Consider the following 23,016-nt stretch of genomic DNA (forward strand, 5'->3'; position numbering starts at 1 on the left):
CTTTAGTTTTCAAGGAACACATCGAAATTCTTTTTCTCAACCGCGTTTCGCGGCGACAATTTATATATTATCAAACCGAAAAGCAAGTGTCAAGAACTTTTTTTCGAGAACATCGATATCGCAAAAGCGACAGAAAATAATATAACAAGCACTATACGGTTATGTCAACTGTTTTTTTTCACCTCTGCCCCAGAACTTGATTGAGTGCATCATGGGTCAACCGGTTTAATCTCTCTACTTTTTGATCACTGTCGACATCAAGATAAGGAGATGCTTTCAAAATCTCAAACACTTTTTTCAACTTCTCCTCACCATACGTCTCCACCAGATTTTTAAATTGAAGATATGCGCTCAAATAATAGCGTCCCGCCTCATCCGACGGCAAACGCTCCAGCCTTTTCTGCTCCAATTCGGCGATGGACAAGGGCTGAAACTGCCGTGGTACCGAATGAATCCAATGGAAGTCCGGCAACAGATGCGCCTCATAAAACATCGCCGCCCCTTCCTGAAGCCAATACGCAGCATTATCATTGGTCAATTCGCTGATCAACTGGTGCGTCAGTTCATGGATCATGCCGGAAGCAAACCATGCCGGGTCCACATTTTCGGCGATAAACTTAATTGACTGATTCGCTTCATGCCATCCCGCCGCCCACCCGGGCAATGAGGGTTTCACTGATTCGCGGAATAGCTCGGGATCCCGGTACAGCTTTACCTCAACCCGGCCCGGAGTCCATCCGTATTTACGATTAAAAGCGGCCACACCCTTGCTCAATGAGGAAAAGGCCAATCGCGCGAGCTTTTGCAAGGAGGCATCCGTATAATAAACGGAAATCATCCCGTTTCCCAAGCGGGCAAAAACCAAGTCGGAATCCTTCCATCCATTGCGCGTCCGCTCGAACAAAACAGGAAAAGAGACGCGGTGAAACTCTTCTCTTAACCGGTAAGTTTGCTCCAAATGCACTTTAACCCGATTTTCACTCAATTCGGTAAAACAGACGGGATGAATATGGAACGAACCCGGTTTCATCACTTTTACCGCATCCTGAAACCAACGTTTCTGCTCCTGGATGTACATCGGCTTTCCGCTGTTCAGCAGGGGAACATACAATTTCCATTTATGCTCGTTAACCGCTTTTTCCTTCTGCTTAAGCAAACGAAGGATTTCCTTCTCCTTATTCTGATCGGCCAGATGGCAACCGGCACTCTGCTCCGCCCTGCCGCTGTTCGGGACAAGCAACAACAGACAGGAGATCAGGCATGATAGAAGAACCCGGATGACCGGCACAGGCATTGAATTTCCTCCTTTACACCGGAATACTCCCTTAGTTTGAATCGATTGCCAAAGGTTATACACCAATTCGGCGCCGTCGGTGATAAACAAAAAATGGGGCTGTCCGGCATATTCCGAACAAACCCCAAATCATCCGATTTCATATCGCGCCCAGATAGATAAAACGGAACACAAAAATCACCCCGAGTATATACACCAAAGGATGAACCCGTTTGCCTTCCCCCGCAGCCAATTTCAGAAGCGGATAAATGATGAACCCGGCGGCAATTCCGGTGGCAATGCTGAAGGACAGAGGCATCAGAATCATGGTGATAAAAGCGGGGACTGCATCAGAGAAGGAATCCCATTCAATTTTTCGCAAATTCCCCGCCATCAGCACCCCGACGATGATCAAAGCCGGAGAGGTGATCGCCGGCACGGAAGCAAGTGTCTCCACGATCGGAAAGAAAAAAATGGAGACTGCAAAGCACAGCGCTGTCGTAACCGATGTCATGCCGGTTCGTCCTCCAGAAGCGACTCCGGCGGTCGATTCGATATACGAAGTGACTGTGGAGGTGCCAAAGACGGCTCCCACCATCGTGGCAATCGAATCGGTCAGCAAAGCACGCCCCGCCCGCGGAAGTTTATTCTCTTTCAGCAGACCGGCCTGACTAGCCACACCGACCAATGTTCCGGCATTATCAAACAAATCCACAAACAGAAATGAGAAGACGATCGTAAAAATTCCCAGATCGAAGGCACCTTTTAAATCCAGATGCATAAAGGTCGGTGCCACGCTCGGCGGCATGGAGAAAACATGGGACGGGATCTTCACTTGCCCGGTGAACATGCCAACGACCGCCGTCACGATCATGCCGATAAAAATCGCCCCTTTCCCCCGGCGAACCATCAGGATGACCGTAATCAGCAGCCCGAACAGTGTCAGCAAAATTTCCGGTTTTTGAATCGCCGGATTCAGGGAAACAAAAGTAGCCGAAGAAGGAATAATGATGGCAGCATTTTTAAACCCGATAAAGGCGATAAAAAGCCCGATTCCTGACGAAACGGCATATTTCAATGTTACCGGCATCGAATTGATAATCATTTCGCGAATCTTGGTAACGGTCAGCAAAAAGAAAACGACCCCGGAAATAAAAACTGCACCGAGAGCCTGTTGCCACGGAATCTTCATTCCCAGAACAACCGTAAACGCAAAGTAAGATAATAACCCGACCCCCGGTGCCAACGCAATTGGATAGTTGGCGACAACCCCCATCAAAAACGTGCCGACGATGGCCGAGAGAGCAGTCCCCCTAAAGACCGCTCCCAGGTTCATGCCCGCTTTGCCCAAAAGTGACGGAGCCAGCAACAAGATGTACGCCATCGTGAAAAATGTGGTGACGCCCGCTAAAATCTCCGTTTTCAAGTTGGTTTTGTGCTCGTCAAAACGGAAGTATTTGGCAATGGTTGTCATATTGTCTCCCCTTTTCGATCATTCCCATTCGATGGTTGATGGCGGTTTGGAAGTGATATCGTAAACCACGCGGTTCACATCATCCACCTCGTTAATGATGCGGTTGGAAATCCGCTCCAACAGGTCAAAGGGAAGCCGGGCCCAATCCGCTGTCATCCCGTCAATGGAAGTTACCGCGCGAATCCCCACCGTATAGGCATAGGTCCGTACATCTCCCATCACACCCACGCTGCGAAAATCGGGAAGTGCGGTGAAATACTGCCAAATCTCCCGATCCAATCCCGCTTTTTTAATCTCTTCGCGCAGAATCGCATCCGAATCGCGAACGATACGCAATTTTTCTTCTGTCACTTCACCAATCACGCGAATGCCGAGCCCCGGTCCCGGGAAAGGCTGGCGCCAGACAATTTCTTCCGGCAGGCCAAGATCAAGCCCCACTTGGCGCACTTCGTCCTTAAACAGCGTATTGAGCGGCTCGATCAATTCCATTTTCATATCTTCCGGCAATCCGCCCACGTTATGGTGCGATTTGATCGTATGGGCCGTCTCTGTGCCCGATTCGATAATATCCGTATATAATGTTCCTTGCCCCAGGAAGCGGTGGTCTCCGAATTTGGCCGACTCTTCCTCAAAGACCCGGATAAACTCATTCCCGATGATTTTCCGTTTCTGTTCAGGATCGGTAACGCCTTTGAGCTTGCTCAAGAAGCGGTCTTTTGCATCCACTTTCACCAGATTCATCTTGAAATTTTTCCCGAATGTCTCAACGACGCTTTCTGCTTCTCCTTTGCGGAGCAAGCCGTGATCGACGAACATGCAGGTGAGCTGATCACCGATCGCCTTATGAATTAATGCGGCCACCACGGAAGAATCGACACCGCCGCTCAAAGCGCACAATACTTTTTGGTCACCCACCTGTTCGCGGATTTCGCGCACTTTGTCTTCAATAAACGTTTTCATGCTCCAATCACCGGAACAGTGGCAAACGTCATAAAGAAAATGGCGAATCATGTCCAATCCGTGCAAAGAATGGCTCACTTCGGGATGAAATTGCACGGCATAGATGTTTGCTTCCGGGTTGCTCATTGAGGCAACGGAGGCAGAGTCGGTTTTGGCATCCACCCGGAATCCTTCCGGCTGCGCAGTAACCACGTCGCTATGGCTCATCCAAACCGTTTCCTTTTTGTCAAGGCCTTTGAAAAGCGGGCTGTCGGACACCACTTCGATTTCCGCTTTTCCGTACTCCCGCCTGTGCGCGCGCTCTACCTTTGCTCCAAAGTGGTAAGCGATCATCTGCATTCCGTAACAAATCCCCAAAATCGGGACGCCGAGTTCAAAGATTTCCGGATCGCACTTTGGCGCATTTTCAGCGTATACGCTGTTGGGACCACCTGAAAAAACAATCCCTTTCAGATTCATTTCTTTCAGTTTTGCCGCTGAAACCGTATAGGGGAGCAGTTCGCTGAAAACGCCGAGATCACGGATTCGGCGCGCGATCAACTGGTTATACTGGCCGCCGAAATCCAAAACGACAACGCGTTCCAATGTTTTTTCCATCAACCATCCCTCTTTTCACCAATACTAAAAAACCGGGGTCCCATACCGCAAAACGGCGATACAAGACTCCGGCCATAAAAAACGATTCTTCATTTGCAAACGAGATGAAGAAGCATGAGTTCCGAAGACTTATCACCCGTAGTCCGGCTATTTACGGCAGCCGGGTAGAAACGTTCAGGCCGTATCCCCAAACATATACGGTTTTCAGGCAGAAAAAAATCAACCTTATGATAACAAGCCGTCATAAACGCGGTCAAGCAAAGGATAGCGCCAATCAACTATTTCCATTTTTTCGAGATTTGCCTTTGACAACGGTTCTGTCTATACGATTCTCCCGAAGCAGCGAGTTCATACGTGATTGATTGCCTTTCCCGCCCGGGGATGACATTTTTTTCTGCTATGTTATAATTATCCTTAGCCACTTACTTAAAATTAGTTATAAAATAATTTACAGGCTCATCGCACACTCTAATTTTATTAATCCAAAGAAATGGAGGAGCAACAGATGTCGTTAATTTTTAACCCGTTTACGCAAAAAAATGTTACGTTGAATAACCGGATCGTTCTTTCTCCAATGTGCATGTATTCAGCCGATGACGATGGCAAAGTAACTGATTGGCATATTGTCCATTACGGTACGAGAGCCGCGGGAAAAGTCGGGCTGCTCATACTGGAAGCCACCGCAGTGGAAAGCCGGGGACGAATCAGCGCCAAAGACCTGGGCTTGTGGAATGATGAGCAAATGGCAGGGTTAAAGCAGATCGTTTCCTTCGCCCATTCGCAAGGAGTAAAAGCAGGAATCCAATTGGCTCACGCCGGGCGAAAAGCGGAAGTGGACGAAAGAATTATCGCTCCGAGTGCCATTCCGTTCAGTGAAGGAGGTCCCGTACCTGCGGAAATGGGACCCAAAGAGATCTCCGAAGTGATTCAGGCTTTTGCCGACAGCGCCAGACGGGCAAAAGAAATCGGCTTCGATGTCGTCGAGATCCACGCTGCACACGGATACTTGCTTCATGAATTCCTCTCTCCCCTCAGCAACAAGCGGACGGATGAATACGGCGGCGATTTGGAAGGGCGCTCCCGCCTGTTGAAAGAAGTGATCAAAGCCGTTCAGGCTGAATGGGGACAGGAACGTCCGCTTTACGTTCGCATCTCTGCCGTCGATTATCATCCCGACGGATTGCAAATTGAGGACAGCATCGCTTTGGCCCGTTTGCTCAAGGAATGGGGAGTCGACCTGATTGACGTTTCATCCGGAGGCCTTATTCCCAACCCGCCTTCCCGCATTTTCCCGGGTTATCAGGTTGCCTTTGCTGAAGCGATCAAAAAACAGGTTGGCATTGCCACTGGTGCCGTTGGTCTGATTACGACGACGGAACAGGCGGAAGAAATCCTCGGCAACGAGCGGGCCGACCTCGTTTTCCTGGCCAGAGAGCTCCTGCGCGATCCTTACTGGGTTCTCCATGCCGCACAGAAACTCGGAATTAATGATCTCGCACCGAACCAATACAGCAGAGCCTTTTAATCTATAATAAACACGCCCCCATGGAGCAACATTCCCATGGGGGCGTTTCATTATTGACCGACCGATCATCCATCAAGCCATTTGCCGCCAACGGATTGGCGCATGAGAGTCTGTTTAAAAGCGAACCTTTTGCCTGGAAAGTTGTTCTTCGAGATAGGCGAATTTTTTCTTCACCCGTTCATCCAGCGGATCGCCGTTCAGGGTGGTCATCAAATACAAATAATAAAACAGCCTCCTGTACCCAACAAAAAATTCGACTTGCTCCTCCCATCCCTCATCCAGTTCGTTTTCCAAAAAGTAACCTTCCATAAACGGGCCGAGGAACCGGGCTTTCCATTCATCCTGCCAGCTTTCCGGAACTGCGGATAAAACATGGTATACGGCAATGGCAATATCGTATGTATAAAAGTGGAATTTCATCCGATGGAAATGAACGGGAATAATCTCTTTAGCCGAACCGATCAAAAAATTTCCATGGTGAAAATCATTGTGAATGATTCCATAGGAACGATTCGTTCTGGAAAAGGAAGCGATTCTTTGCATTGAGGAAATAAAGCGGTCGACCAGCCGACCTTCGATAAAGGAAAAATCACGATGGTAAATTTCCCCTTCATTCCAATCATCAAATGAAGGAACTTCAAACCGTTCCAAAAAACGCCTGGAGAGAGAATGAATCTTTCCCATCGTTTCTCCCCATCTCCGAAACAAAGCCGGATTCCATTCTGCCGAATCAGCCGGACTCACCTTTCTGCCCGCAGGTTTTTCAAAGGAATAGATGCAACAGGGAAAAGGAAGGCGTACAATTGTCTCCACCGTCTGCCCACGAGCGGATAATATTTGTTTGGGAACGGGAACCCCTCCCCTGCGCAAGAAAGAAATCCATTGCAGTTCAGAATGCAATTGGGCTTTATCCTTGGCAGCAATTGGAACGAGCTGCAAAAAACAGGACTCGCCATCCCGTTCATATTCATAGATGCCTTGATCGTCGCCGCCGGCATACTTCAAGGTGCTTTCCGTTCCTTTAAACCTTCTGCACGCTTCTTCCACAATCTCTTTTTTCCACATAACATTAACCCACCTATCTGATTCCATTCCTTGCAAAATGAAGAATGTTCAAGATTTTTAATTTGATCTTTTTCCCCATCATAACATTAGCAGCCTTTGCTTTCTAACAAAAAGCTGCTGAATTCATCAGCAGCATCATTCCAAATAAGATTTTGGGTTTACCGTATGTCCGTTTTTCCAAACCTCAAAATGCAGATGGTTACCGGTCGCGCCGACAGAGTCCCCGTTGTTGCCCACAGCGGCAATCCGTTCCCCGCGGGTTACATGTTCACCGGCATGAACGGTAACCGTGCTCAAGAACATGTGAGCGTATCGGGTCATCAGCCCGTTTGGATGTTGAATATCGATAAACACTCCGTAACCTTCAGGGTCAGAGGTGCTCACCCGCAATACCACGCCATCATCGGCGGCATAAATCGGGGTTCCCGCCGGACGCGGGAAATCGTCTCCCTTGTGGAAGTGATTTCCGCGATTCTGCATATAATTCCAATAAACAAAACCGCGGGTAGTCGGCCAGCCCAACACTCCGTTACCGGAATCAGAGTAACCGGCATATTTTTTCAGTACCTCATTTTCTTGCTGTTCATATTGCTGCAATTCGGCTTTATGCTTATCCAGTTCAGCTTCATATTGCTTAACCGCTTCATTTGCCTTCTTCATTTCCGCATTCAGGCTCTTTTGCTTCTCTTGCAGCTCCGCCTGTTGCTTTTGCAAATTTTGCTGTGCGGTCAGATATTCATTAAATACCTGATAATCGCTCTCCACGATCAGGCGCAGCACTTCGTATCGTTTGAGAAAATCACTGAAAGAACCGGCAGCGAGCAACTGGGCCATGTATCCATTGTCCCCTTGCAGATAAATCCGATTCAATTTGTCTCCCAAAGCCTGCCTCGATTGCTCCAACACTTTCTTGTTGGATTCGATGCTTTTGTTCAACTTGGCAATCTGATCGTTCAAAGCGCCTGCTTTGGCCTCAATCTCATTAATGGCCTTCTTCTTGCCTTCGATCATCTTTTCGACTTTGTCAATTTCCGCTTTAGACGCAGTTTGTTTTGATTTGATATCTTTCAACTTTTGTTTGCCCTCGTCAGCGTTGGAGGACGCGTTTGCAGTCGGAATCGTCTTGTCCACAGGCCCGAAAGACAGCCCAAACGCCAAACAAACAGCGAGAACGGACATGACCAGTTTGCTCTTCATCAGCCTTCTCCTCTTTCCCATTGTATGTAACGGTAACCCTGATCTCTTTATTCCCTCATCATTTTATCAACAATAGAAGAATTGTCTCAGTTTTTGCCCGAAAAATTACCTTTTTGTCTACATTTTATATTTCCAAAAACCCCATCCATCACCATATCGGAAGATAAAAGCGAAAATCAACCTCTGCGTAAAAATAAAAACTCCCGCAGGAAAATTCCCGCAGGAGTTGAACAGATCGGGCGATTACATCATGCCGCCCATGCCGCCCATACCCATGTCCGGAGCACCGGATGCGTTTTTGTTTTCTTCCGGTTTGTCGGCAACAACCGCTTCCGTGGTCAGGAACATAGCGGCAACAGAAGCAGCGTTTTGCAAAGCGGAACGGGTTACTTTTGCCGGATCCACAACACCAGCTTGGATCATGTTTACCCATTCGCCAGTGAGGGCGTTGAATCCGATGCCTACGTCTTCTTTTTTCAAGCGTTCAACGATGATCGAACCTTCGAGACCTGCGTTGTGGGCAATTTGACGTACCGGTTCTTCAAGTGCACGTTTGATAATGCTTACGCCGGTTTTTTCATCACCCACAGGCAAGGAAGCCTCAAGTTCAGCTACAGAGCGGATCACGTTCACAAGCGCGGTACCGCCTCCGGCTACAATTCCTTCTTCAACTGCAGCACGGGTTGCGTTGAGTGCGTCCTCGATCCGCAATTTTTTCTCTTTCAGCTCGGTTTCGGTAGCAGCGCCCACTTTGATCACAGCTACGCCACCAGCCAATTTAGCCAAGCGCTCTTGCAATTTTTCTTTGTCGAATTCGGAAGTGGTTTCTTCCAATTGTTGACGGATTTGAGCCACGCGCGCTTTGATTTCGCTTTGGTCACCATAACCGTCGACGATGATCGTATCTTCTTTGTTCACGCGCACTTGACGGGCACGGCCGAGCTGTTCAAGTCCGGTCGTTTTGAGGTCGAGACCCAATTCTTCGGTGATTCTTTGACCACCGGTAAGAATGGCGATATCATCGAGCATCGCTTTGCGGCGATCACCGAATCCAGGAGCTTTTACGGCAACAGCGGTGAAGGTACCGCGCAATTTGTTCACAACCAGGGTGGCAAGCGCCTCCCCTTCCACGTCTTCAGCGATGATCAAGAGCTGTTTGCCTTGTTGCACCACTTTTTCAAGGATCGGGAGAATTTCTTGGATGTTGCTGATTTTTTTGTCGGTGATCAAGATGTACGGTTCATCGAGAACAGCTTCCATTTTGTCCGTATCGGTAATCATGTACGGGGAGATGTAACCGCGGTCGAATTGCATCCCTTCAACCACTTCGAGTTCAGTGTTGAAGCCTTTGGATTCTTCAACGGTGATAACCCCGTCTTTACCCACTTTTTCCATTGCTTCGGCAATCAATTGGCCGGTTTCTTCGTCGTTGGCGGAAATAGCGGCTACTTGGGCGATCGAATCTTTGCCTTCGATCGGTTTTGCGATTTCCTTGATCTCATTTACCGCAGCATTTACTGCTTTTTCGATCCCTTTGCGCAATACCATGGGATTAGCGCCGGCAGCCACGTTTTTGAGACCTTCACGGATAATCGCTTGAGCGAGAACCGTAGCGGTGGTGGTACCATCCCCGGCTACATCGTTGGTTTTGGTGGCAACTTCTTTTACGAGTTGTGCACCCATGTTTTCAAAAGCATCTTCCAATTCAATTTCTTTTGCAATGGTTACACCGTCATTGGTGATGAGCGGAGAACCGAACTTTCTTTCTAAAACGACGTTGCGTCCTTTCGGACCAAGGGTTACTTTCACAGCATTTGCAAGCGCGTCAACCCCACGCAGCATCGCACGGCGTGCATCTTCGCTGAATTTGATATCTTTAGCCATTTTCTTCCGTCCCCTTTCTTATGTAGGGTAATAATTTACACTCTCGTGTTTTAATGCAGGCGTATTGCTCAATCCGCCGCATTCTTGGCCCAACGAAGGCCTTTCTATGAAATCATCTCAGGCGGGATGGGATTGTTTACTCCACGATCGCGAGGATATCGCTTTCACGAAGGATGAGATATTCTTTTTCGCCGTACTTCACTTCGGTACCGGAATACTTGGAGAAGATCACCAGATCTCCTTCTTTTACTTCAAGAGGAATGCGGCTGCCTTTTTCGTCAATACGTCCGGTGCCGACAGCCACGATCCGTCCTTCTTGCGGTTTTTCTTTTGCGGTTTCCGGAAGGACGATACCGCTGGCCGTTTTTTCCTCTTTCTCAACGGGCTCCAATACAACACGGTCACCTAATGGTTTGATCATGGTAATAACCCTCCTTCATGAGGTGGATAATTTTGTCGATTGTTAGCACTCGCGACGGATGAGTGCTAACACAATTATTATGATATTCATCTATCCGGCATTTTTCAAGTATGCGGAAAAAAATTAATCAAAAAAAGAAAGGAGATGAATCGAGGAAAGTGCCAAACTCACTGTTCACCTGGTCCGGTCAAAATCACCTTCATTTCCGGTTCGGGCTGTCCTTTTCTCATCTCTTTCATTCGTCCCGTCCATGGAAAATGAATGGTTCTCCGATTTCTTCCGCAAAAACTGAATCACTTTTTCAGCAGAGATCCCGCCAAGATCCACTGATTCCTGCTCCCCGTGCTGTCCTCGGTCAACAGGGCCGGACCCGCCGAGTTCAATCGACCAACCGGTATGGAATATCCCTTTGCCGGTGGACATGTTTTGCCTTACACCTTCCGTCCATTTCAAGAGACTGACGGCTCCATTCACCAATACCTTGCAAACAGCGGAACGGACAGACGGAGACAGCAATAGGGCGGCAAAGCCGACAAGCAGCAACCAGCCGTACGATGAACGATTGGAATGCGAATTCCTCCACATCATATAATCTCCTCCAAATGGGTGTAGTCAAGAAAAGTGTGCCCCATCCGGATCTAATTATGTAGAAAAACAGCAGCCATCGACCGGGAATGATGGCTGCCTTAATGTTAATAGACTCCGTCCATCTCCACCTCTTCTTCCTCTTCCTTCTCCATCCTGCGGTACAGCCAGGCGGACAGGCCGACGCTGATCTCGTACAACAGGATGAGCGGGATGAAGATGAGAATGTTCGACACCAGATTGGGCGGAGCAATCAACGCGGAAAACACGACCAGGATAAAGTAAGCCACTCGTCTCATCTTGTTCAGAAACGCCGGAGTGATCAGGCGGATGCGCGTCAAGAACAGGACAATCACGGGCAACTCAAAAAAGAGGGCCAAGGGCAAAACGATGCTGAACAAAAAGTTAAACGCATCGTCCACCCCATACAGCATGGGAACCCCCATTTTTTCACTCAAGGAAAATAAAAAATCCATCACATTTGGAAAAACAACAAAATAACCGAATAACGCGCCGGCAACAAACAAGCCGACGACAACGGGAATGTAAAGCAACGCCGCCCGCTGCTCCTCTTTCTTCAATCCGGGGCGAACAAACTGCCACAGATGGTACATGATCACCGGTGAAGTGAAGACCAACGCCAGGATCATCGAGATCTCCATATAAATCAGAATCGGATCGGCCGGTTTAAAAACGGTCAAATGATATCCATGAAAAGCGTGATCCTTGATATAGCGGAAAATATCGATGGAATAATAAAAACTGATGACCAACATCACCAGGAAGAACAGCAATATCCAGATAATTCTCCGCCTCAGTTCCTCCAGATGTTCCGTCAACGGCTGCACTTGTTCCTCATTCATGTGCTTACTCCCCTAATTCTCCCGGCTCGATTTGTTTTACTTTCGCCATTTCCACCTGATTCTGTGTCTGCTCTCCGGGAAAATGCTTCAGAAAATAGATGAGTGTTTGCAACTCAATCGTCAGATCAATATTGTGAATGCGAATATGGGGCGGTGCGATCAGACGGGCCGGAGTAAAGTTCAGGATACCGCGAATGCCCGCCTGCACCAGGAAGTCCGTTGTCGCTTGTGCCACATTGACGGGCACGGTTAAGATCGCAACTTCCACATGGTGCAGTTCGATCACCTCTTGGAGGCGGTCCATCGAATAAACGGGAATTCCGTCCACATCGCTGCCGATTTTGGACAAATCCTGGTCAAATCCGGCCACGATCTTTGTATTGTGGCTGCGATAAAAATTGTACCGGAGCAAAGCGGTTCCCAGGTTGCCAACGCCGACGAGAACCACGTTGGTCACTTCGTCTTGCTTCAAAAAATCACGCAAGAACTGTAACAAGTAGGTCACGTTGTAACCATAACCCTTCTTTCCCAGCTCACCCAAATAGGAAAAATCACGGCGAATGGTGGCCGGATCGATCTGCAACGCATCGCTTAAATCTGCCGATGAAACGCGTTGCTTCCCGATGGCATGCAATTTTTCCAGGTAGCGGTAATAAAGGGGCAAACGCTTGGCTGTCACTTGTGGTATTTTATTTTCAGGCATCTGCGCGCTTGCACCTCCATTTTCGTGAATTTGCGCACATAAAATTTATCATTCAGTCGGGCTTTGCCACCCGCTCGCAAGTCGACAATTATCTGAGTATAAAAGCCCATTGCTTTCGCGCCGGCTGAAACGTGATTGCCAAATCAAATCCCCTGTTGCAAAGGTGAAGATCAAAATCAATATACCACAATTTGATACACTTTCGATAATCAATTGAAGCGGCTTTCTCTCAAAAAGCCAACGTTTCCCCCGGAGTAAACAAATAATGGACAGGCTGGTCGTGCGGCAGCGGGTAAACGGTTGCAACCACCTGTTCCGAATAAGCAACTCCCAGGCGAACCGCATGGCCGGCCCGGGCAAAAAAGCGGTCATAATATCCCCCGCCGTACCCCAACCGGTAACCCCTGCGATCGAATCCGACACCGGGCACCACCGCCAACCGGATGCGTTCAGGCTCAACCGCCTTCGCTTCATCTTCAAGCGGTTCCAAAATGCCGTACGCTCCTGGTTGCAATTCCTCAAAGCTGTCGACGCGGAACAGTTTCATCTCCCTCGTTTCGGGAAGCGCCCGGGGTAAGACGACCGTTTTTCCGAAAGACCAAGCCTTCTCAATGGCGGGACGCACATCCACTTCCCGGCGAATCGGCATATAGAATAAAACAGTATCCGATGTTAGAAAAGTATCCCATTCCACTATTTTCCGACAGATGGAAGCCGAACCGCTCCGCCGCCTCTCATCGGATAACTCTTGACGGACCTTCAGCAAATGACGTCGCAACTCTTCTTTATTCTGCATGTGTTTCATCCTTCTAGATCGAGCAGAGTGATTATTTATCATTTTACCAAAAAAACATGGTGCAGTAGAAGATCACGCGAAATTGCTCTCCCTCCACATTTGCCCTTGGCATGAAAACTCATTTAAACTTACGGTAGAGAACAGGCTGCCGGTACAGGATCCCTGGAGGCAGGTCCGGAGTTCCCCGGATCTTGCCGTTTTTTGCAGAAAACATTCATATCTTGTCAAACACAACCAGTAATAAAATTTTAGCAAAACCATGAGTGGAACGGCATCCTCCTGACTGACCATTTGGATCACCCGGAGTGCAAGAGTCCCCAAACGACCCTGAATGCAATCAAATTTTCACGGATACACATATTTTTCTTCAAAAACGAGGTGGAACCATGATATTGCAAGCAACGAATATTCATAAAACCTATGGGGGAACGGTCATCCTGGATGGTGTTGATATACAGGTGAACAATCAGGAACGGGTCGGGTTAATCGGCCCCAACGGCGCGGGCAAATCGACGCTGCTAAAAATCATCATCGGAGAAATCCCTGCGGACCAAGGGGAAATCCAGATTGCCAGAAAAGCGCAAATCGGTTTTTTGGCTCAGGACAGCGGGTCGGATTCCTCTTTGACCATCTGGGAAGAGCTTCTCGCTGTTTTTTCCGGTCTGCGCGAACTGGAAAACCAATTGCGCCAACTGGAACGGGAAATGGGCAAAGAAGAAGTTTATACAAATGAAAAGCAATACCAAAAAATACTTGAAAAATATGCTTCCCTGCAGGAGAAATTTGAAGAAAGCGGCGGTTATGCATTTGAAGCGCGCATCCGCGGCACTTTGCACGGATTGGGACTCGGAGAGTTAGACTGGAAAAATACGCTTGTCTCCTCTCTGAGCGGCGGGCAGAAAACGCGAGTGGCCTTGGCCAAAATGCTCCTGACAGAGCCTGATCTGCTGATCCTGGACGAACCGACCAACTATCTCGACATGAACGCCGTCGCCTGGCTGGAGCAAACACTCCTTAATTACAGCGGCTCCGTTTTGGTCGTCTCCCACGACCGTTATTTTCTCGATCGCTTGGTCACGGTCATCTATGAACTGGATCATGCGCGGGTGACGCGCTATCCCGGCAATTACACCGCGTATGTCAAACAAAAAGAAGAAAATCTCGCACGAGAATTGAAAATGTATGAGAAACAGCAGGCAGAGATCAAACGAATGGAGGAATTCATCCAGCGCAATATCGCCCGTAAATCAACGACGAAAAGAGCGCAAAGCCGGCGCAGGCAACTGGAAAAAGTCGAACGGATCGACAAGCCCCATACCGGAAAACGGGAGGCGGCCATCCGCTTTGAAGCAGCGGTCACCAGCGGACGTGAGGTACTGAAGGCCACAAACCTCTCAATCGGTTACCAAGAACCGCTTCTCACCGGCTTACAGTTTACCATTGAACGCGGCGAGCACATCGCCTTGCTCGGCCCCAACGGAGTGGGAAAATCGACTCTCCTCAAAACGATTGCCAACAAGCTTCCCGCCCTGTCCGGCGAGCTAAAATGGGGCGTTCAGGTGGAGATCGACTATTACGATCAGGAGCAAAAAGACCTTGATCCGCAGAAACAAGTGATCGATGAAATATGGGATGAACATCCGCATCTGGATCAGACGAGCATCCGCTCTTATCTCGGTCAGTTTTTGTTCAGCGGCGAAGATGTGTTTAAACAGGTTCAGGATTTAAGCGGCGGAGAAAAGGCCCGGCTCTCCCTGTGCAAGCGCATGCTGAACCAAGCCAATTTCCTATTGATGGATGAGCCGACCAACCATCTGGATCTGGTGAGCAAAGAACGCCTGGAACAAGCACTTGAAGGCTATTTGGGCACACTGTTGTTCGTCTCGCACGACCGCTATTTTATCAAGCGGCTGGCTACGAGGATCTGGGAAATCACCCCGGAAGGGATCAAAGATTACCATGGCGATTACGAATGGTATCTGGAGAAAAAAGCAATGGAGAAGCTGGAAAAAGAACAGGAAGAGAAAAAAGATGAGACCTCCCCGCACAAACAGGCCGAAGCCTATCGCCGCAAGGAAAAAGAGGAACAACGCGAGCGCAAAAAACGGGAACTGAAAGTGAAGGATCTGGAAGAAGAGATTGCGCAGATCGAAGCGGAAATCGCCCATATTCACGAACAGCTGTGTCAGCCCGAACTTTTCAATGACCCGTTCAAAAGCGCTTCACTGCAAAAAGAACTGGCGGCAAAAGAAGAGCGGTTAACGCAAAAAACAGAAGAATGGCTTGAGCTGGCGGAATGAACACCGGCTTATCCACAGGTTGGCCCGCCATTTATGCACAAATAAAGCCGATGCCCCGAATTGGAACATCGGCTTTATTTGTGCCTAGCCGATGAGCGGAAGATTCGCATCGGCATTCAAGGTCAAATCCGCATAATGGCCGTCGAGAAACTGATACGTGCCCGCGGCGGCAATCATCGCTGCGTTATCGGTACACAGCTCCAGCGGCGGAATGCGCAAATCAATCTTTTCCTCTTTGCACCGCTTGGAAAGCCGAACTCTCAACCCGCTGTTGGCTGACACACCCCCGGCCAGCAACAACTGGTTCACCCCCGTTTTTTTGACGGCGAGCATCGCTTTCTCCACCAGCACATCCAGCACCGCATCCTGAAAACTGGCCGCCAGGTCTGCGTAATGAATCTCTTCTTTGCGCTGATTCGCATTATGGACGAGATTCAGCACCGCCGATTTTAACCCGCTAAAACTGAAATCGAGCGAATCCGATTCCAGCCAGGCGCGCGGCAGCGGATAACTGGGTTTTCCCTCCAGGGCCAGCCGGTCAATCTGCGGCCCTCCGGGATAAGGGAGTTTCATCAGTCGCGCCACTTTGTCAAATGCTTCCCCGGCGGCATCATCCCTGGTTTTCCCCAGACGCTCAAATTGGTTATGCCCTTTCATGTAGATCAATTCCGTATGCCCTCCGGATACGACAAGGGCAACGAGCGGAAAGGAAAGGGGCTTGATCAGATGATTCGCGTAAATGTGCCCGGCGATATGGTGCACCGGAACCAGCGGTTTGCCGAGGGAAAAAGCGAGCGCTTTGGCGGCAGAAACACCGATCAGCAAGGCCCCGACCAAACCCGGTCCTTGTGTGACGGCAACGGCATCCAGCTCATTTCTCCCCACTCCCGCTTCTTCCAGCGCCTTTTGCACGATAATCGTAATGCGCTCCACATGGCGCCGCGAAGCCACTTCAGGAACCACGCCGCCAAATTTGCGGTGCACGTCCATCTGCGAAGAAATCACATTGGACAGGAGTTCCGTCCCCCCGCGCACGACCGCGGCCGAGGTTTCATCACAGCTTGTTTCAATTCCCAGTATGAGCGTTTCTCTCTGCATGTTCATTTAATGTCACCCACATAATAATGGCGTCTTCTTTATTATCCGTATAGTATTCTTTTCTCAATCCCGCCCGGGTAAACCCCAATTTGTCGTAAAGCGATTGTGCGACCGTGTTGGAAACGCGTACCTCCAACGTCATTTTATCGGCCCCCAACTTCCGGGCGAGATCCATCACATACAAAAGCGTCGCTTCCCCCAAACCCGTTCCCCGATAGTCAGGATGGATGGCGATATTCGTGATGTGCGCTTCATCCAAAATAAGCCAAAACCCGCAGTACCCCGCGACAATTCCGTCAACGGTAACCACCGTGTAATGGGCAAACTGGTTAAAAACCAATTCATTGTAAAAAGCCTGCCGCGGCCAGGGAGCGGAAAAGGAATGATTCTCAATAACCTCGATACGCGAAAGATCGCTTAACTCCATCGGGCGAAAACCGACTTCACCAGGTGCGCTTTTAACCATTCTCCCCCTCTTCCTTCCCGTGCTTTTTGAGCCAGTTGGCTTCGGCTTCAGTCAGCTGCAAATAGTTGGGAGCGAAGTCGGCATGTTCCGGAGGCTCATGATTGCTCCATTTCTGATAGGCCGCCCATGCCAAATGACTTGGTCGCGGGAGGTTTTCCGGCCCGATCCCGAAGCTGGCCCGTTCCCCCAAGTATTCCTCAATCGTCTGGCGAAAACGCTCCACATCATCACCCAAAAACAAAACCGGCTTTTCCAGCGCCTTTATTTGCTCCAGCCAACTTTCGACCGGTACGACTTGCTGAGGAAGCACTTCAGTCATTTCCCCGTCCTTCGCGGCAAACACACCGGAATAGACGCGACGCCGCCGGGCATCAAACAGCGGAACAACCAATCCGTCGAAGCGAATGCCGTTCATGGCAAGAACCGTCAGGCTGGATTCGCTGTACAAAGGCAGTTCGCGCGCCCAAGCCATTGTTTTGGCCGTTGTCACGCCGATGCGGATGCCCGTATAAGAACCGGGACCGGAAGTAACCGCCAACGCATGGAGATCGTCAAGGCTCAGATCCAATTCAGTCAAGAGCTGCTCAATGGTGGGCATCAATCGCACCGAATGGTTATTATGCAGGTTGGTAATAACTTCCCCCAATACCCGCTTCGTTTCCAAATCAAAGACGGCCACCCCCATCACGAGAGTAGAGGTATCCATCGCAAGCAGTTTCATGCCTGACACAACTCCTTACATAATGAGTTCCAACGAGGATGACCGGAGGCCATTTCAATCCGGCGATCACCGTCGGCCTGAACCGTGATCGACAGCCACAGCGTTTCCTCGGGAAGAAGCGGCTTCACCTGCGAAGCCCACTCCACTAAGCAAATTCCATCTCCATAAAAATATTCCTCCAACCCCAATTCTTCTTCCGGCTCTTCAATTCGATATACATCCATGTGATAAAATGGAAGCTTGCCTTCATATTCCTTGATAATGGTAAAGGTAGGGCTGTCAACCGGTTCTTGAATCCCAAGCCCTCCGGCCAGCCCTTTGGCAAAGGTCGTTTTGCCGGCACCCAGGTCTCCTTCCAAGGCCAACACATCCCCCGGCTTCAAGAAGGAAGCGAGCTTGGCCGCAAGCTCTTTTGTCTCCTTCTCTCCGCGGGTCACGATGATACAGCGCTCCATGTGATCACCCGTTCTTTCTTGATAATCAAAGCGAATTCTTCCAAACTTACTACCATCATTGACTTTGGCTAACCGATTTCATGCGTGCACAAAAAAATAAAGGACCGCAGCTACCGCCACAGTCCATCCGTTTTATTTGGAGCGGGTGAAGGGAATCGAACCCTCGCATTCGGCTTGGAAGGCCGATGTTCTACCACTGAACTACACCCGCAAATATGGGGATTAATTTTTAAAAATGGTCGGGGTGACAGGATTTGAACCTGCGACCTCCTCGTCCCGAACGAGGCGCTCTGCCAAGCTGAGCCACACCCCGGTCTCATGGTGCGGTCGGCGAGACTCGAACTCGCACGGCCATACGGCCACTACCCCCTCAAGATAGCGTGTCTGCCAATTCCACCACGACCGCTCAAACGATGCTCCTGGTGCGGGTGGAGGGACTTGAACCCCCACGCCAGAGGCGCTAGAACCTAAATCTAGTGCGTCTGCCAATTCCGCCACACCCGCTTACGATCAGTAAGGGTTGGTGTCTTTCCCTTTCGTTTCAGGGTATCTCGCATCGACAAGTAATAATTTATCATGCAGTAAAAAGAAAGTCAACCACCAATTTTAATGTTTTAACTTTCAAAAATCATACCCGTCCAATCGCATGAGAGCATATTACATTCCACCACTTCCCATGCATAAAAACAGGGATTCCCGGGCACGGGCCAAGCTCAAACGGCGGGCCACACGGCGATCCATTCTTGTTTCGCAACCGGATCAGAGCTGGGCGGGACCACGATCCATCCGTGATGGATTTTGCCATGTTCCGGACTTGCAAGTCTTCGGCTCCACCGGATCGTCGCGAACCGTCCCCCGATTTCACGCGATTTCGCAAACTTCACCGATCCCGATTCGGGAAGTTTGATTTGGTTGCGCACTGCTTTGATTGTCGGTTTTCCGTTCATTCCACTCTGCTGGATTTGTTGATGAGAGCCGCTTGCTCTTCGGTGGACCCGGATGATATTTGAATGCCTTGTGATGAATTCAGCTCTTGGAATGTAACGTTCCAACTTTATAAAACAGGGAGAGTCGGACATGACATTGCGATCACTATGAACAGTTCAAAACTTCATCACCCATTGCCAATTTTAAAACCAATATTTCCATGTACAAAAAAAGAGAGCAAACGACGGTCAGGGTTGAGAGAAAGAGAAAAAACTCCTCCTCCCTCACCTGACGCCCGCTCTCATCCCCATAGTTGAAGCCAGGCGGGGGCTTCCCGCTCGCAAAGATATAAAAAAAGCGCCACCCGGCAAAGGTGACGCGATTTCGTATGGTGAGCCATGAAGGACTCGAACCTTCGACACCCTGATTAAAAGTCAGGTGCTCTACCAACTGAGCTAATGGCTCAAATAAAAATGGCTGGGGAAGTAGGATTCGAACCTACGCATCACGGAGTCAAAGTCCGTTGCCTTACCGCTTGGCTATTCCCCAGCGATGGGGCGATCGGTGGGAATCGAACCCACGAATGCCGGAGCCACAATCCGGTGCGTTAACCACTTCGCCACGACCGCCGCAAAATGGCGGAGCTGACGGGATTCGAACCCGCGATCTCCTGCGTGACAGGCAGGCATGTTAGGCCTCTACACCACAGCTCCGCATATGAAATTTTCCTCATGGTGGACGCTGACGGGATCGAACCGCCGACCCTCTGCTTGTAAGGCAGATGCTCTCCCAGCTGAGCTAAGCGTCCGCAAATGGTGACCCGTAGGGGATTCGAACCCCTGCATGCCAGCGTGAAAGGCTGGTGTGTTAAACCGCTTCACCAACGGGCCACAAGGCACAAAAAGTGGCGGAGAGAGAGGGATTCGAACCCTCGCGGGGCCAGATAGCCCCCTAACGGTTTAGCAAACCGTCCTCTTCGGCCTCTTGAGTATCTCTCCGCGTCTAGCTCCTCAGGCAGGACTCGAACCTGCAACCTACCGGTTAACAGCCGGGTGCTCTACCATTGAGCTACTGAGGAATATAATTTAAGAGACGAATGTTATTATAACTCAGTGCCGCATTGTTTGCAAGTCTTTTTTATGACTTTCTTTTCATTGTCGCTTTCGTTCCGGCGACAATTAATACATTACCATGCCGAAGGAAAATAGTCAACCCTTTTTTCACAGGAAAATAAATTTAATTTTTCATCCGTACAAATCCCTGAAGGAAGCAAGCCAAAACCGACTTGCTTCCCGATTTTCGTTAGTCTCTGCTGAAAATACGCAACAGGTTTTTAAAGATAATGATAAAGTCGAGATATAACATCAACGCTCCGAAGATCGCCAGCTTGGTTCCTGTCTCTTCATCATATACCTGCTGGCTCATCGCCTTGATTTTTTGAATATCATAAGCGGTGACCCCGCAGAAGAGCACAACCAAGGCGTAAGAGATGATCAGGTCGAGCATCGAACTCTTGACAAAGAATATATTAACGACCGAAGCCAGAACCAATCCCAGGATGAGCATCAGGGCAATTGATCCAAACCGGGTCATATCGATTTTCGTCACATAGCCGAATGCCGCAAACAGACCAAACATCCCGGCGGAGATAAAGAAAGCGGCGGCGACTGTTTGGACGTTGAAATAGGCTAAAATGAGCGAAAGTGTCACGCCGTTGAGCGCGGCATACAGAAAAAATGAAAAAGTGGCAGCAAACGGCGACATTCTTCCCAACAAAGAGGAAAGGGCCATCACAATAATAAACTCGGCGATGACAATTCCCCAAAACACCCCTGAATGCGTGGCCAAATAATAAGGAACATTGGGATTACCGGAAAGTACGAGGGTAATAATCGCTGTCATCATCAAGCCCGCAAACATCCATCCAAACACACGGGGCATCAGGCGCTGCGCGGAGTAAGCGAGCGAAGTGTGATTCGTCCCCGGATATTGCGATTGATTCACGAAAGAATCCCTCCAAAAATATTCATTTATTTTTAAAAACAGTATATTCCTTATTGCACCTCTTAATCAAGCAATGCTGGCATCTTTCATTCATCTTTCATATTCTGCTCCATAACCCCCGTTTTTTTCCTGCTTCTAATGAATCATCCCGGACTCATCCATTCTCCGTTTGGTCTCTTCCGTACCGAGCTGGTAAATCATGCGGTAGATTTTTCGCAGTGTTCCATCTTCTTTGACATTCTCTTGGCTCTCATTGTCCAGAAACGGGATATGCGCTTTGACAAAGGTCGTAAAATCTTCTTCTTCCGCTTCCCGGAACAATCGCTCCAACCGCTCGATCTCCTCCTCCGTCGCCTTGATTTCAAAATCATAATTGGCGTCATTTACTTCAAGATGATCCCGAATCTCTCCCGAGCGCTGGCCGATCTCCACGGTCACATAGTAAGTTTTTTTGTCATCCATCAGGGACACCTCCAATCTCACTTTTTCCTATTCTTCGCAAAAACATACCCCCATTCCGTTTTGACCAATGCCTCTTTCAATGCGAAAATGAAGAAGACCATCTTCCGGAAATGAGGAGGAACCAACGGGTCAAAAGACAGAGGAGGCAGAGCAATGACAACCGACATCGGGCAAACCCGTTATTCGAGGCAAATTCTCTTTGCCCCCATCGGAGAGGAAGGACAGGCAAAATTGCTTCGCTCCCGTGTGGCCATCGTTGGCATGGGAGCATTGGGAACGGCTTTGGCCAACCATATGGTCCGCTCCGGCATAGGGTACGTGCGCCTGATCGACCGCGACTTTGTGGAAGCGAGCAATTTGCAGCGGCAAATGCTTTATGATGAACAGGATGCAAAAGAACACATGCCAAAGGCGATCGCAGCCAGCCGCAAGCTGAAAGCGGTAAACGGCGCGGTTGAAATCGAGCCGCACATCGCGGATCTCAACTGGCAAAATGCGGAACAACTCCTTACCGGGGTCGATTTGATTCTCGACGGCTCGGACAACTTTCAGGTTCGGTACCTGATCAACGATGTCAGCATCAAGCATGGCATCCCGTGGATTTATGGCGGGGCTGTCAGTTCCCGCGGCATGACCTATACGATCATCCCCGGAGAAACCCCCTGCTTGCGCTGCCTTTTTCCAGATGCGCCTGCCCCGGGATCGGCCGAGACTTGCGACACCGCCGGCGTGATCGGCCCGATTATCCATGTTGTGGCCGCTTATCAGGCGGCGGAAGCGCTAAAATGGCTGGTCGGCGCCAAAGACCGGCTTGATCCCCGCCTGCGCCACTTTGAACTGTGGCATAACCATCATCACGCAATGGATGTTGGGGAGAAAATCGCTGCCGACTGCCCCGCCTGCCAAAAGAAGATCTTTTCTTATCTCGACCCGCAGGAAAAACGGGGAACCGAAGTGTCCATGTGCGGCCGGGAAACCGTGCAGATCACCCTGCCGTCTTCTTCCTTTTCCCTTGATCTCATCGCGGAACGTCTGAAACAGGCGGGAACAGTCACCCGCAATCCCTTTATGCTGCGGGCCGATTTGGGAGAATACCGCTTTGCCGTATTTCCGGACGGGCGAATTTTGGTTCAGGGAACGACCGAAATTCCGTTGGCCAAATCACTGGTGGCCAAATATATCGGCCTGTAAAAAAAGCGAATGGATTGGTCTCCATTCGCTGAGGTTGTTGACAAAGAAG

The 23,016-nt window shown here is 49.5% G+C and carries 21 protein-coding genes, 12 tRNA genes and 1 riboswitch; of the genes, 3 read left to right on the plus strand and 30 right to left on the minus strand.

The window, feature by feature from the left end; genetic code table 11:
- Positions 1 to 178: 178 nt before the first annotated feature.
- The 3 genes from JG50_RS0116100 to guaA all read right to left on the minus strand — a co-directional run bounded on the left by JG50_RS0116100 (position 179) and on the right by guaA (position 4,304).
- Complete coding sequence (locus JG50_RS0116100; protein ID WP_033102156.1) at positions 179 to 1,294, minus strand: peptidase MA family metallohydrolase; 1,116 nt, start codon at positions 1,292 to 1,294, stop codon at positions 179 to 181.
- Between the two features lie 139 nt (positions 1,295 to 1,433).
- Positions 1,434 to 2,747: an NCS2 family permease gene (locus tag JG50_RS0116105; RefSeq protein WP_033102157.1), complete on the minus strand. Its 1,314-nt coding sequence runs from the start codon at positions 2,745 to 2,747 to the stop codon at positions 1,434 to 1,436.
- A gap of 18 nt (positions 2,748 to 2,765) precedes the next feature.
- Positions 2,766 to 4,304, minus strand: a complete 1,539-nt coding sequence (guaA, locus tag JG50_RS0116110) for a glutamine-hydrolyzing GMP synthase (protein ID WP_033102158.1) — start codon at positions 4,302 to 4,304, stop codon at positions 2,766 to 2,768.
- A 119-nt stretch (positions 4,305 to 4,423) separates the two neighbouring features.
- Positions 4,424 to 4,525: riboswitch (purine riboswitch) on the minus strand.
- A gap of 284 nt (positions 4,526 to 4,809) precedes the next feature.
- Between guaA and namA the strand changes: the two genes are divergently transcribed.
- Positions 4,810 to 5,829, plus strand: a complete 1,020-nt coding sequence (namA, locus tag JG50_RS0116115) for an NADPH dehydrogenase NamA (RefSeq protein WP_033102159.1) — start codon at positions 4,810 to 4,812, stop codon at positions 5,827 to 5,829.
- A gap of 114 nt (positions 5,830 to 5,943) precedes the next feature.
- On the opposite strand, the gene JG50_RS0116120 is transcribed toward namA, so the two are convergent.
- From JG50_RS0116120 to JG50_RS0116155, 8 genes are all read right to left on the minus strand, one after another.
- Complete coding sequence (locus JG50_RS0116120) at positions 5,944 to 6,894, minus strand: phosphotransferase enzyme family protein (RefSeq protein ID WP_033102160.1); 951 nt, start codon at positions 6,892 to 6,894, stop codon at positions 5,944 to 5,946.
- Positions 6,895 to 7,029: 135 nt separating this feature from the next.
- Positions 7,030 to 8,091, minus strand: coding sequence for a murein hydrolase activator EnvC family protein (locus JG50_RS0116125; protein ID WP_033102161.1), 1,062 nt, complete (start codon positions 8,089 to 8,091; stop codon positions 7,030 to 7,032).
- 243 nt (positions 8,092 to 8,334) lie between these two features.
- Positions 8,335 to 9,975 carry a chaperonin GroEL gene (groL, locus tag JG50_RS0116130; RefSeq protein WP_033102162.1) on the minus strand — a complete coding sequence of 547 codons (1,641 nt, stop codon included), beginning with the start codon at positions 9,973 to 9,975 and terminating at the stop codon, positions 8,335 to 8,337.
- A 136-nt stretch (positions 9,976 to 10,111) separates the two neighbouring features.
- Positions 10,112 to 10,396: a co-chaperone GroES gene (groES, locus tag JG50_RS0116135; RefSeq protein ID WP_033102163.1), complete on the minus strand. Its 285-nt coding sequence runs from the start codon at positions 10,394 to 10,396 to the stop codon at positions 10,112 to 10,114.
- A 174-nt stretch (positions 10,397 to 10,570) separates the two neighbouring features.
- Positions 10,571 to 10,981 (minus strand): hypothetical protein, encoded by a 411-nt coding sequence (locus JG50_RS0116140; RefSeq protein ID WP_033102164.1) that lies wholly within the window; start codon positions 10,979 to 10,981, stop codon positions 10,571 to 10,573.
- Between the two features lie 107 nt (positions 10,982 to 11,088).
- Positions 11,089 to 11,844 carry a twin-arginine translocase subunit TatC gene (gene tatC, locus JG50_RS0116145; RefSeq protein ID WP_033102165.1) on the minus strand — a complete coding sequence of 252 codons (756 nt, stop codon included), beginning with the start codon at positions 11,842 to 11,844 and terminating at the stop codon, positions 11,089 to 11,091.
- Positions 11,845 to 11,848: 4 nt separating this feature from the next.
- Positions 11,849 to 12,547 carry a redox-sensing transcriptional repressor Rex gene (locus tag JG50_RS0116150; RefSeq protein WP_052154411.1) on the minus strand — a complete coding sequence of 233 codons (699 nt, stop codon included), beginning with the start codon at positions 12,545 to 12,547 and terminating at the stop codon, positions 11,849 to 11,851.
- 229 nt (positions 12,548 to 12,776) lie between these two features.
- Positions 12,777 to 13,343: a 5-formyltetrahydrofolate cyclo-ligase gene (locus JG50_RS0116155; RefSeq protein WP_033102166.1), complete on the minus strand. Its 567-nt coding sequence runs from the start codon at positions 13,341 to 13,343 to the stop codon at positions 12,777 to 12,779.
- A gap of 386 nt (positions 13,344 to 13,729) precedes the next feature.
- Between JG50_RS0116155 and JG50_RS0116160 the strand changes: the two genes are divergently transcribed.
- Positions 13,730 to 15,643 (plus strand): ABC-F family ATP-binding cassette domain-containing protein, encoded by a 1,914-nt coding sequence (locus JG50_RS0116160; protein ID WP_033102167.1) that lies wholly within the window; start codon positions 13,730 to 13,732, stop codon positions 15,641 to 15,643.
- Positions 15,644 to 15,727: 84 nt separating this feature from the next.
- Here JG50_RS0116160 and tsaD read toward each other — a convergent pair whose 3' ends face one another.
- The 19 genes from tsaD to JG50_RS0116260 all read right to left on the minus strand — a co-directional run bounded on the left by tsaD (position 15,728) and on the right by JG50_RS0116260 (position 21,776).
- A complete protein-coding gene (tsaD, locus tag JG50_RS0116165) occupies positions 15,728 to 16,741 on the minus strand; it encodes a tRNA (adenosine(37)-N6)-threonylcarbamoyltransferase complex transferase subunit TsaD (protein WP_033102177.1) in 1,014 nt (337 codons plus the stop codon).
- Entirely contained in the window at positions 16,710 to 17,207 is a 498-nt protein-coding gene (gene rimI, locus JG50_RS0116170) for a ribosomal protein S18-alanine N-acetyltransferase (protein ID WP_033102168.1), read from the minus strand. Before rimI ends, tsaD begins: the two co-directional genes overlap by 32 nt.
- Entirely contained in the window at positions 17,200 to 17,928 is a 729-nt protein-coding gene (gene tsaB, locus JG50_RS0116175) for a tRNA (adenosine(37)-N6)-threonylcarbamoyltransferase complex dimerization subunit type 1 TsaB (RefSeq protein ID WP_033102169.1), read from the minus strand. The genes rimI and tsaB overlap by 8 nt, the downstream gene beginning before the upstream one ends.
- Entirely contained in the window at positions 17,925 to 18,383 is a 459-nt protein-coding gene (tsaE, locus tag JG50_RS0116180; RefSeq protein ID WP_033102170.1) for a tRNA (adenosine(37)-N6)-threonylcarbamoyltransferase complex ATPase subunit type 1 TsaE, read from the minus strand. Before tsaE ends, tsaB begins: the two co-directional genes overlap by 4 nt.
- Positions 18,384 to 18,520: 137 nt before the next feature.
- Positions 18,521 to 18,594: transfer RNA gene (locus JG50_RS0116185), tRNA-Gly, on the minus strand.
- A gap of 25 nt (positions 18,595 to 18,619) precedes the next feature.
- A tRNA-Pro gene (locus tag JG50_RS0116190) sits at positions 18,620 to 18,696 on the minus strand.
- 6 nt (positions 18,697 to 18,702) lie between these two features.
- Positions 18,703 to 18,789 (minus strand) — tRNA-Leu (locus JG50_RS0116195).
- 14 nt (positions 18,790 to 18,803) lie between these two features.
- Positions 18,804 to 18,887: transfer RNA gene (locus tag JG50_RS0116200), tRNA-Leu, on the minus strand.
- 209 nt (positions 18,888 to 19,096) lie between these two features.
- The gene (locus JG50_RS0116205; protein ID WP_033102171.1) at positions 19,097 to 19,330 is read right to left on the minus strand and encodes a hypothetical protein; all 234 of its coding nucleotides are present in this window, start codon (positions 19,328 to 19,330) and stop codon (positions 19,097 to 19,099) included.
- A gap of 369 nt (positions 19,331 to 19,699) precedes the next feature.
- Positions 19,700 to 19,775, minus strand: a tRNA-Lys gene (locus JG50_RS0116215).
- A gap of 9 nt (positions 19,776 to 19,784) precedes the next feature.
- Positions 19,785 to 19,859 (minus strand) — tRNA-Gln (locus JG50_RS0116220).
- A gap of 4 nt (positions 19,860 to 19,863) precedes the next feature.
- Positions 19,864 to 19,939, minus strand: a tRNA-His gene (locus tag JG50_RS0116225).
- Positions 19,940 to 19,946: 7 nt separating this feature from the next.
- Positions 19,947 to 20,023 (minus strand) — tRNA-Asp (locus JG50_RS0116230).
- A 19-nt stretch (positions 20,024 to 20,042) separates the two neighbouring features.
- Positions 20,043 to 20,118 (minus strand) — tRNA-Val (locus JG50_RS0116235).
- 5 nt (positions 20,119 to 20,123) lie between these two features.
- Positions 20,124 to 20,200 (minus strand) — tRNA-Glu (locus JG50_RS0116240).
- A gap of 15 nt (positions 20,201 to 20,215) precedes the next feature.
- Positions 20,216 to 20,308, minus strand: a tRNA-Ser gene (locus JG50_RS0116245).
- An 8-nt stretch (positions 20,309 to 20,316) separates the two neighbouring features.
- Positions 20,317 to 20,388, minus strand: a tRNA-Asn gene (locus tag JG50_RS0116250).
- A gap of 224 nt (positions 20,389 to 20,612) precedes the next feature.
- Positions 20,613 to 21,314, minus strand: coding sequence for a Bax inhibitor-1/YccA family protein (locus tag JG50_RS0116255; RefSeq protein WP_033102173.1), 702 nt, complete (start codon positions 21,312 to 21,314; stop codon positions 20,613 to 20,615).
- A 135-nt stretch (positions 21,315 to 21,449) separates the two neighbouring features.
- Positions 21,450 to 21,776: a hypothetical protein gene (locus JG50_RS0116260; RefSeq protein WP_033102174.1), complete on the minus strand. Its 327-nt coding sequence runs from the start codon at positions 21,774 to 21,776 to the stop codon at positions 21,450 to 21,452.
- 153 nt (positions 21,777 to 21,929) lie between these two features.
- On the opposite strand from JG50_RS0116260, the gene JG50_RS0116265 reads away from it, so the two are divergent.
- The gene (locus JG50_RS0116265; protein WP_033102175.1) at positions 21,930 to 22,967 is read left to right on the plus strand and encodes a ThiF family adenylyltransferase; all 1,038 of its coding nucleotides are present in this window, start codon (positions 21,930 to 21,932) and stop codon (positions 22,965 to 22,967) included.
- The last annotated feature ends 49 nt before the right edge of the window (positions 22,968 to 23,016 follow it).

The sequence above is a fragment of the Thermoactinomyces daqus genome, from assembly GCF_000763315.1.
In the GTDB taxonomy this organism is placed as follows: Bacteria; Bacillota; Bacilli; order Thermoactinomycetales; family Thermoactinomycetaceae; genus Thermoactinomyces_A; species Thermoactinomyces_A daqus.

What these genes read in the sequence shown, in the direction of transcription:
- JG50_RS0116140 (WP_033102164.1), bottom strand. Translation starts at nt 10,981, where the DNA reads ATGTGGAGGAATTCGCATTCCAATCGTTCATCGTACGGCTGGTTGCTG.
- tsaB (WP_033102169.1), bottom strand. Translation starts at nt 17,928, where the DNA reads ATGAAACTGCTTGCGATGGATACCTCTACTCTCGTGATGGGGGTGGCC.
- groES (WP_033102163.1), bottom strand. Translation starts at nt 10,396, where the DNA reads ATGATCAAACCATTAGGTGACCGTGTTGTATTGGAGCCCGTTGAGAAA.
- groL (WP_033102162.1), bottom strand. Translation starts at nt 9,975, where the DNA reads ATGGCTAAAGATATCAAATTCAGCGAAGATGCACGCCGTGCGATGCTG.
- JG50_RS0116160 (WP_033102167.1), top strand. Translation starts at nt 13,730, where the DNA reads ATGATATTGCAAGCAACGAATATTCATAAAACCTATGGGGGAACGGTC.
- tsaD (WP_033102177.1), bottom strand. Translation starts at nt 16,741, where the DNA reads ATGCAGAGAGAAACGCTCATACTGGGAATTGAAACAAGCTGTGATGAA.
- JG50_RS0116155 (WP_033102166.1), bottom strand. Translation starts at nt 13,343, where the DNA reads ATGCAGAATAAAGAAGAGTTGCGACGTCATTTGCTGAAGGTCCGTCAA.
- JG50_RS0116100 (WP_033102156.1), bottom strand. Translation starts at nt 1,294, where the DNA reads ATGCCTGTGCCGGTCATCCGGGTTCTTCTATCATGCCTGATCTCCTGT.
- rimI (WP_033102168.1), bottom strand. Translation starts at nt 17,207, where the DNA reads ATGGTTAAAAGCGCACCTGGTGAAGTCGGTTTTCGCCCGATGGAGTTA.
- JG50_RS0116150 (WP_052154411.1), bottom strand. Translation starts at nt 12,547, where the DNA reads ATGCCTGAAAATAAAATACCACAAGTGACAGCCAAGCGTTTGCCCCTT.
- JG50_RS0116120 (WP_033102160.1), bottom strand. Translation starts at nt 6,894, where the DNA reads ATGTGGAAAAAAGAGATTGTGGAAGAAGCGTGCAGAAGGTTTAAAGGA.
- JG50_RS0116125 (WP_033102161.1), bottom strand. Translation starts at nt 8,091, where the DNA reads ATGAAGAGCAAACTGGTCATGTCCGTTCTCGCTGTTTGTTTGGCGTTT.
- JG50_RS0116205 (WP_033102171.1), bottom strand. Translation starts at nt 19,330, where the DNA reads ATGAACGGAAAACCGACAATCAAAGCAGTGCGCAACCAAATCAAACTT.
- tatC (WP_033102165.1), bottom strand. Translation starts at nt 11,844, where the DNA reads ATGAATGAGGAACAAGTGCAGCCGTTGACGGAACATCTGGAGGAACTG.
- JG50_RS0116260 (WP_033102174.1), bottom strand. Translation starts at nt 21,776, where the DNA reads ATGGATGACAAAAAAACTTACTATGTGACCGTGGAGATCGGCCAGCGC.
- guaA (WP_033102158.1), bottom strand. Translation starts at nt 4,304, where the DNA reads ATGGAAAAAACATTGGAACGCGTTGTCGTTTTGGATTTCGGCGGCCAG.
- namA (WP_033102159.1), top strand. Translation starts at nt 4,810, where the DNA reads ATGTCGTTAATTTTTAACCCGTTTACGCAAAAAAATGTTACGTTGAAT.
- JG50_RS0116105 (WP_033102157.1), bottom strand. Translation starts at nt 2,747, where the DNA reads ATGACAACCATTGCCAAATACTTCCGTTTTGACGAGCACAAAACCAAC.
- JG50_RS0116265 (WP_033102175.1), top strand. Translation starts at nt 21,930, where the DNA reads ATGACAACCGACATCGGGCAAACCCGTTATTCGAGGCAAATTCTCTTT.
- tsaE (WP_033102170.1), bottom strand. Translation starts at nt 18,383, where the DNA reads ATGGAGCGCTGTATCATCGTGACCCGCGGAGAGAAGGAGACAAAAGAG.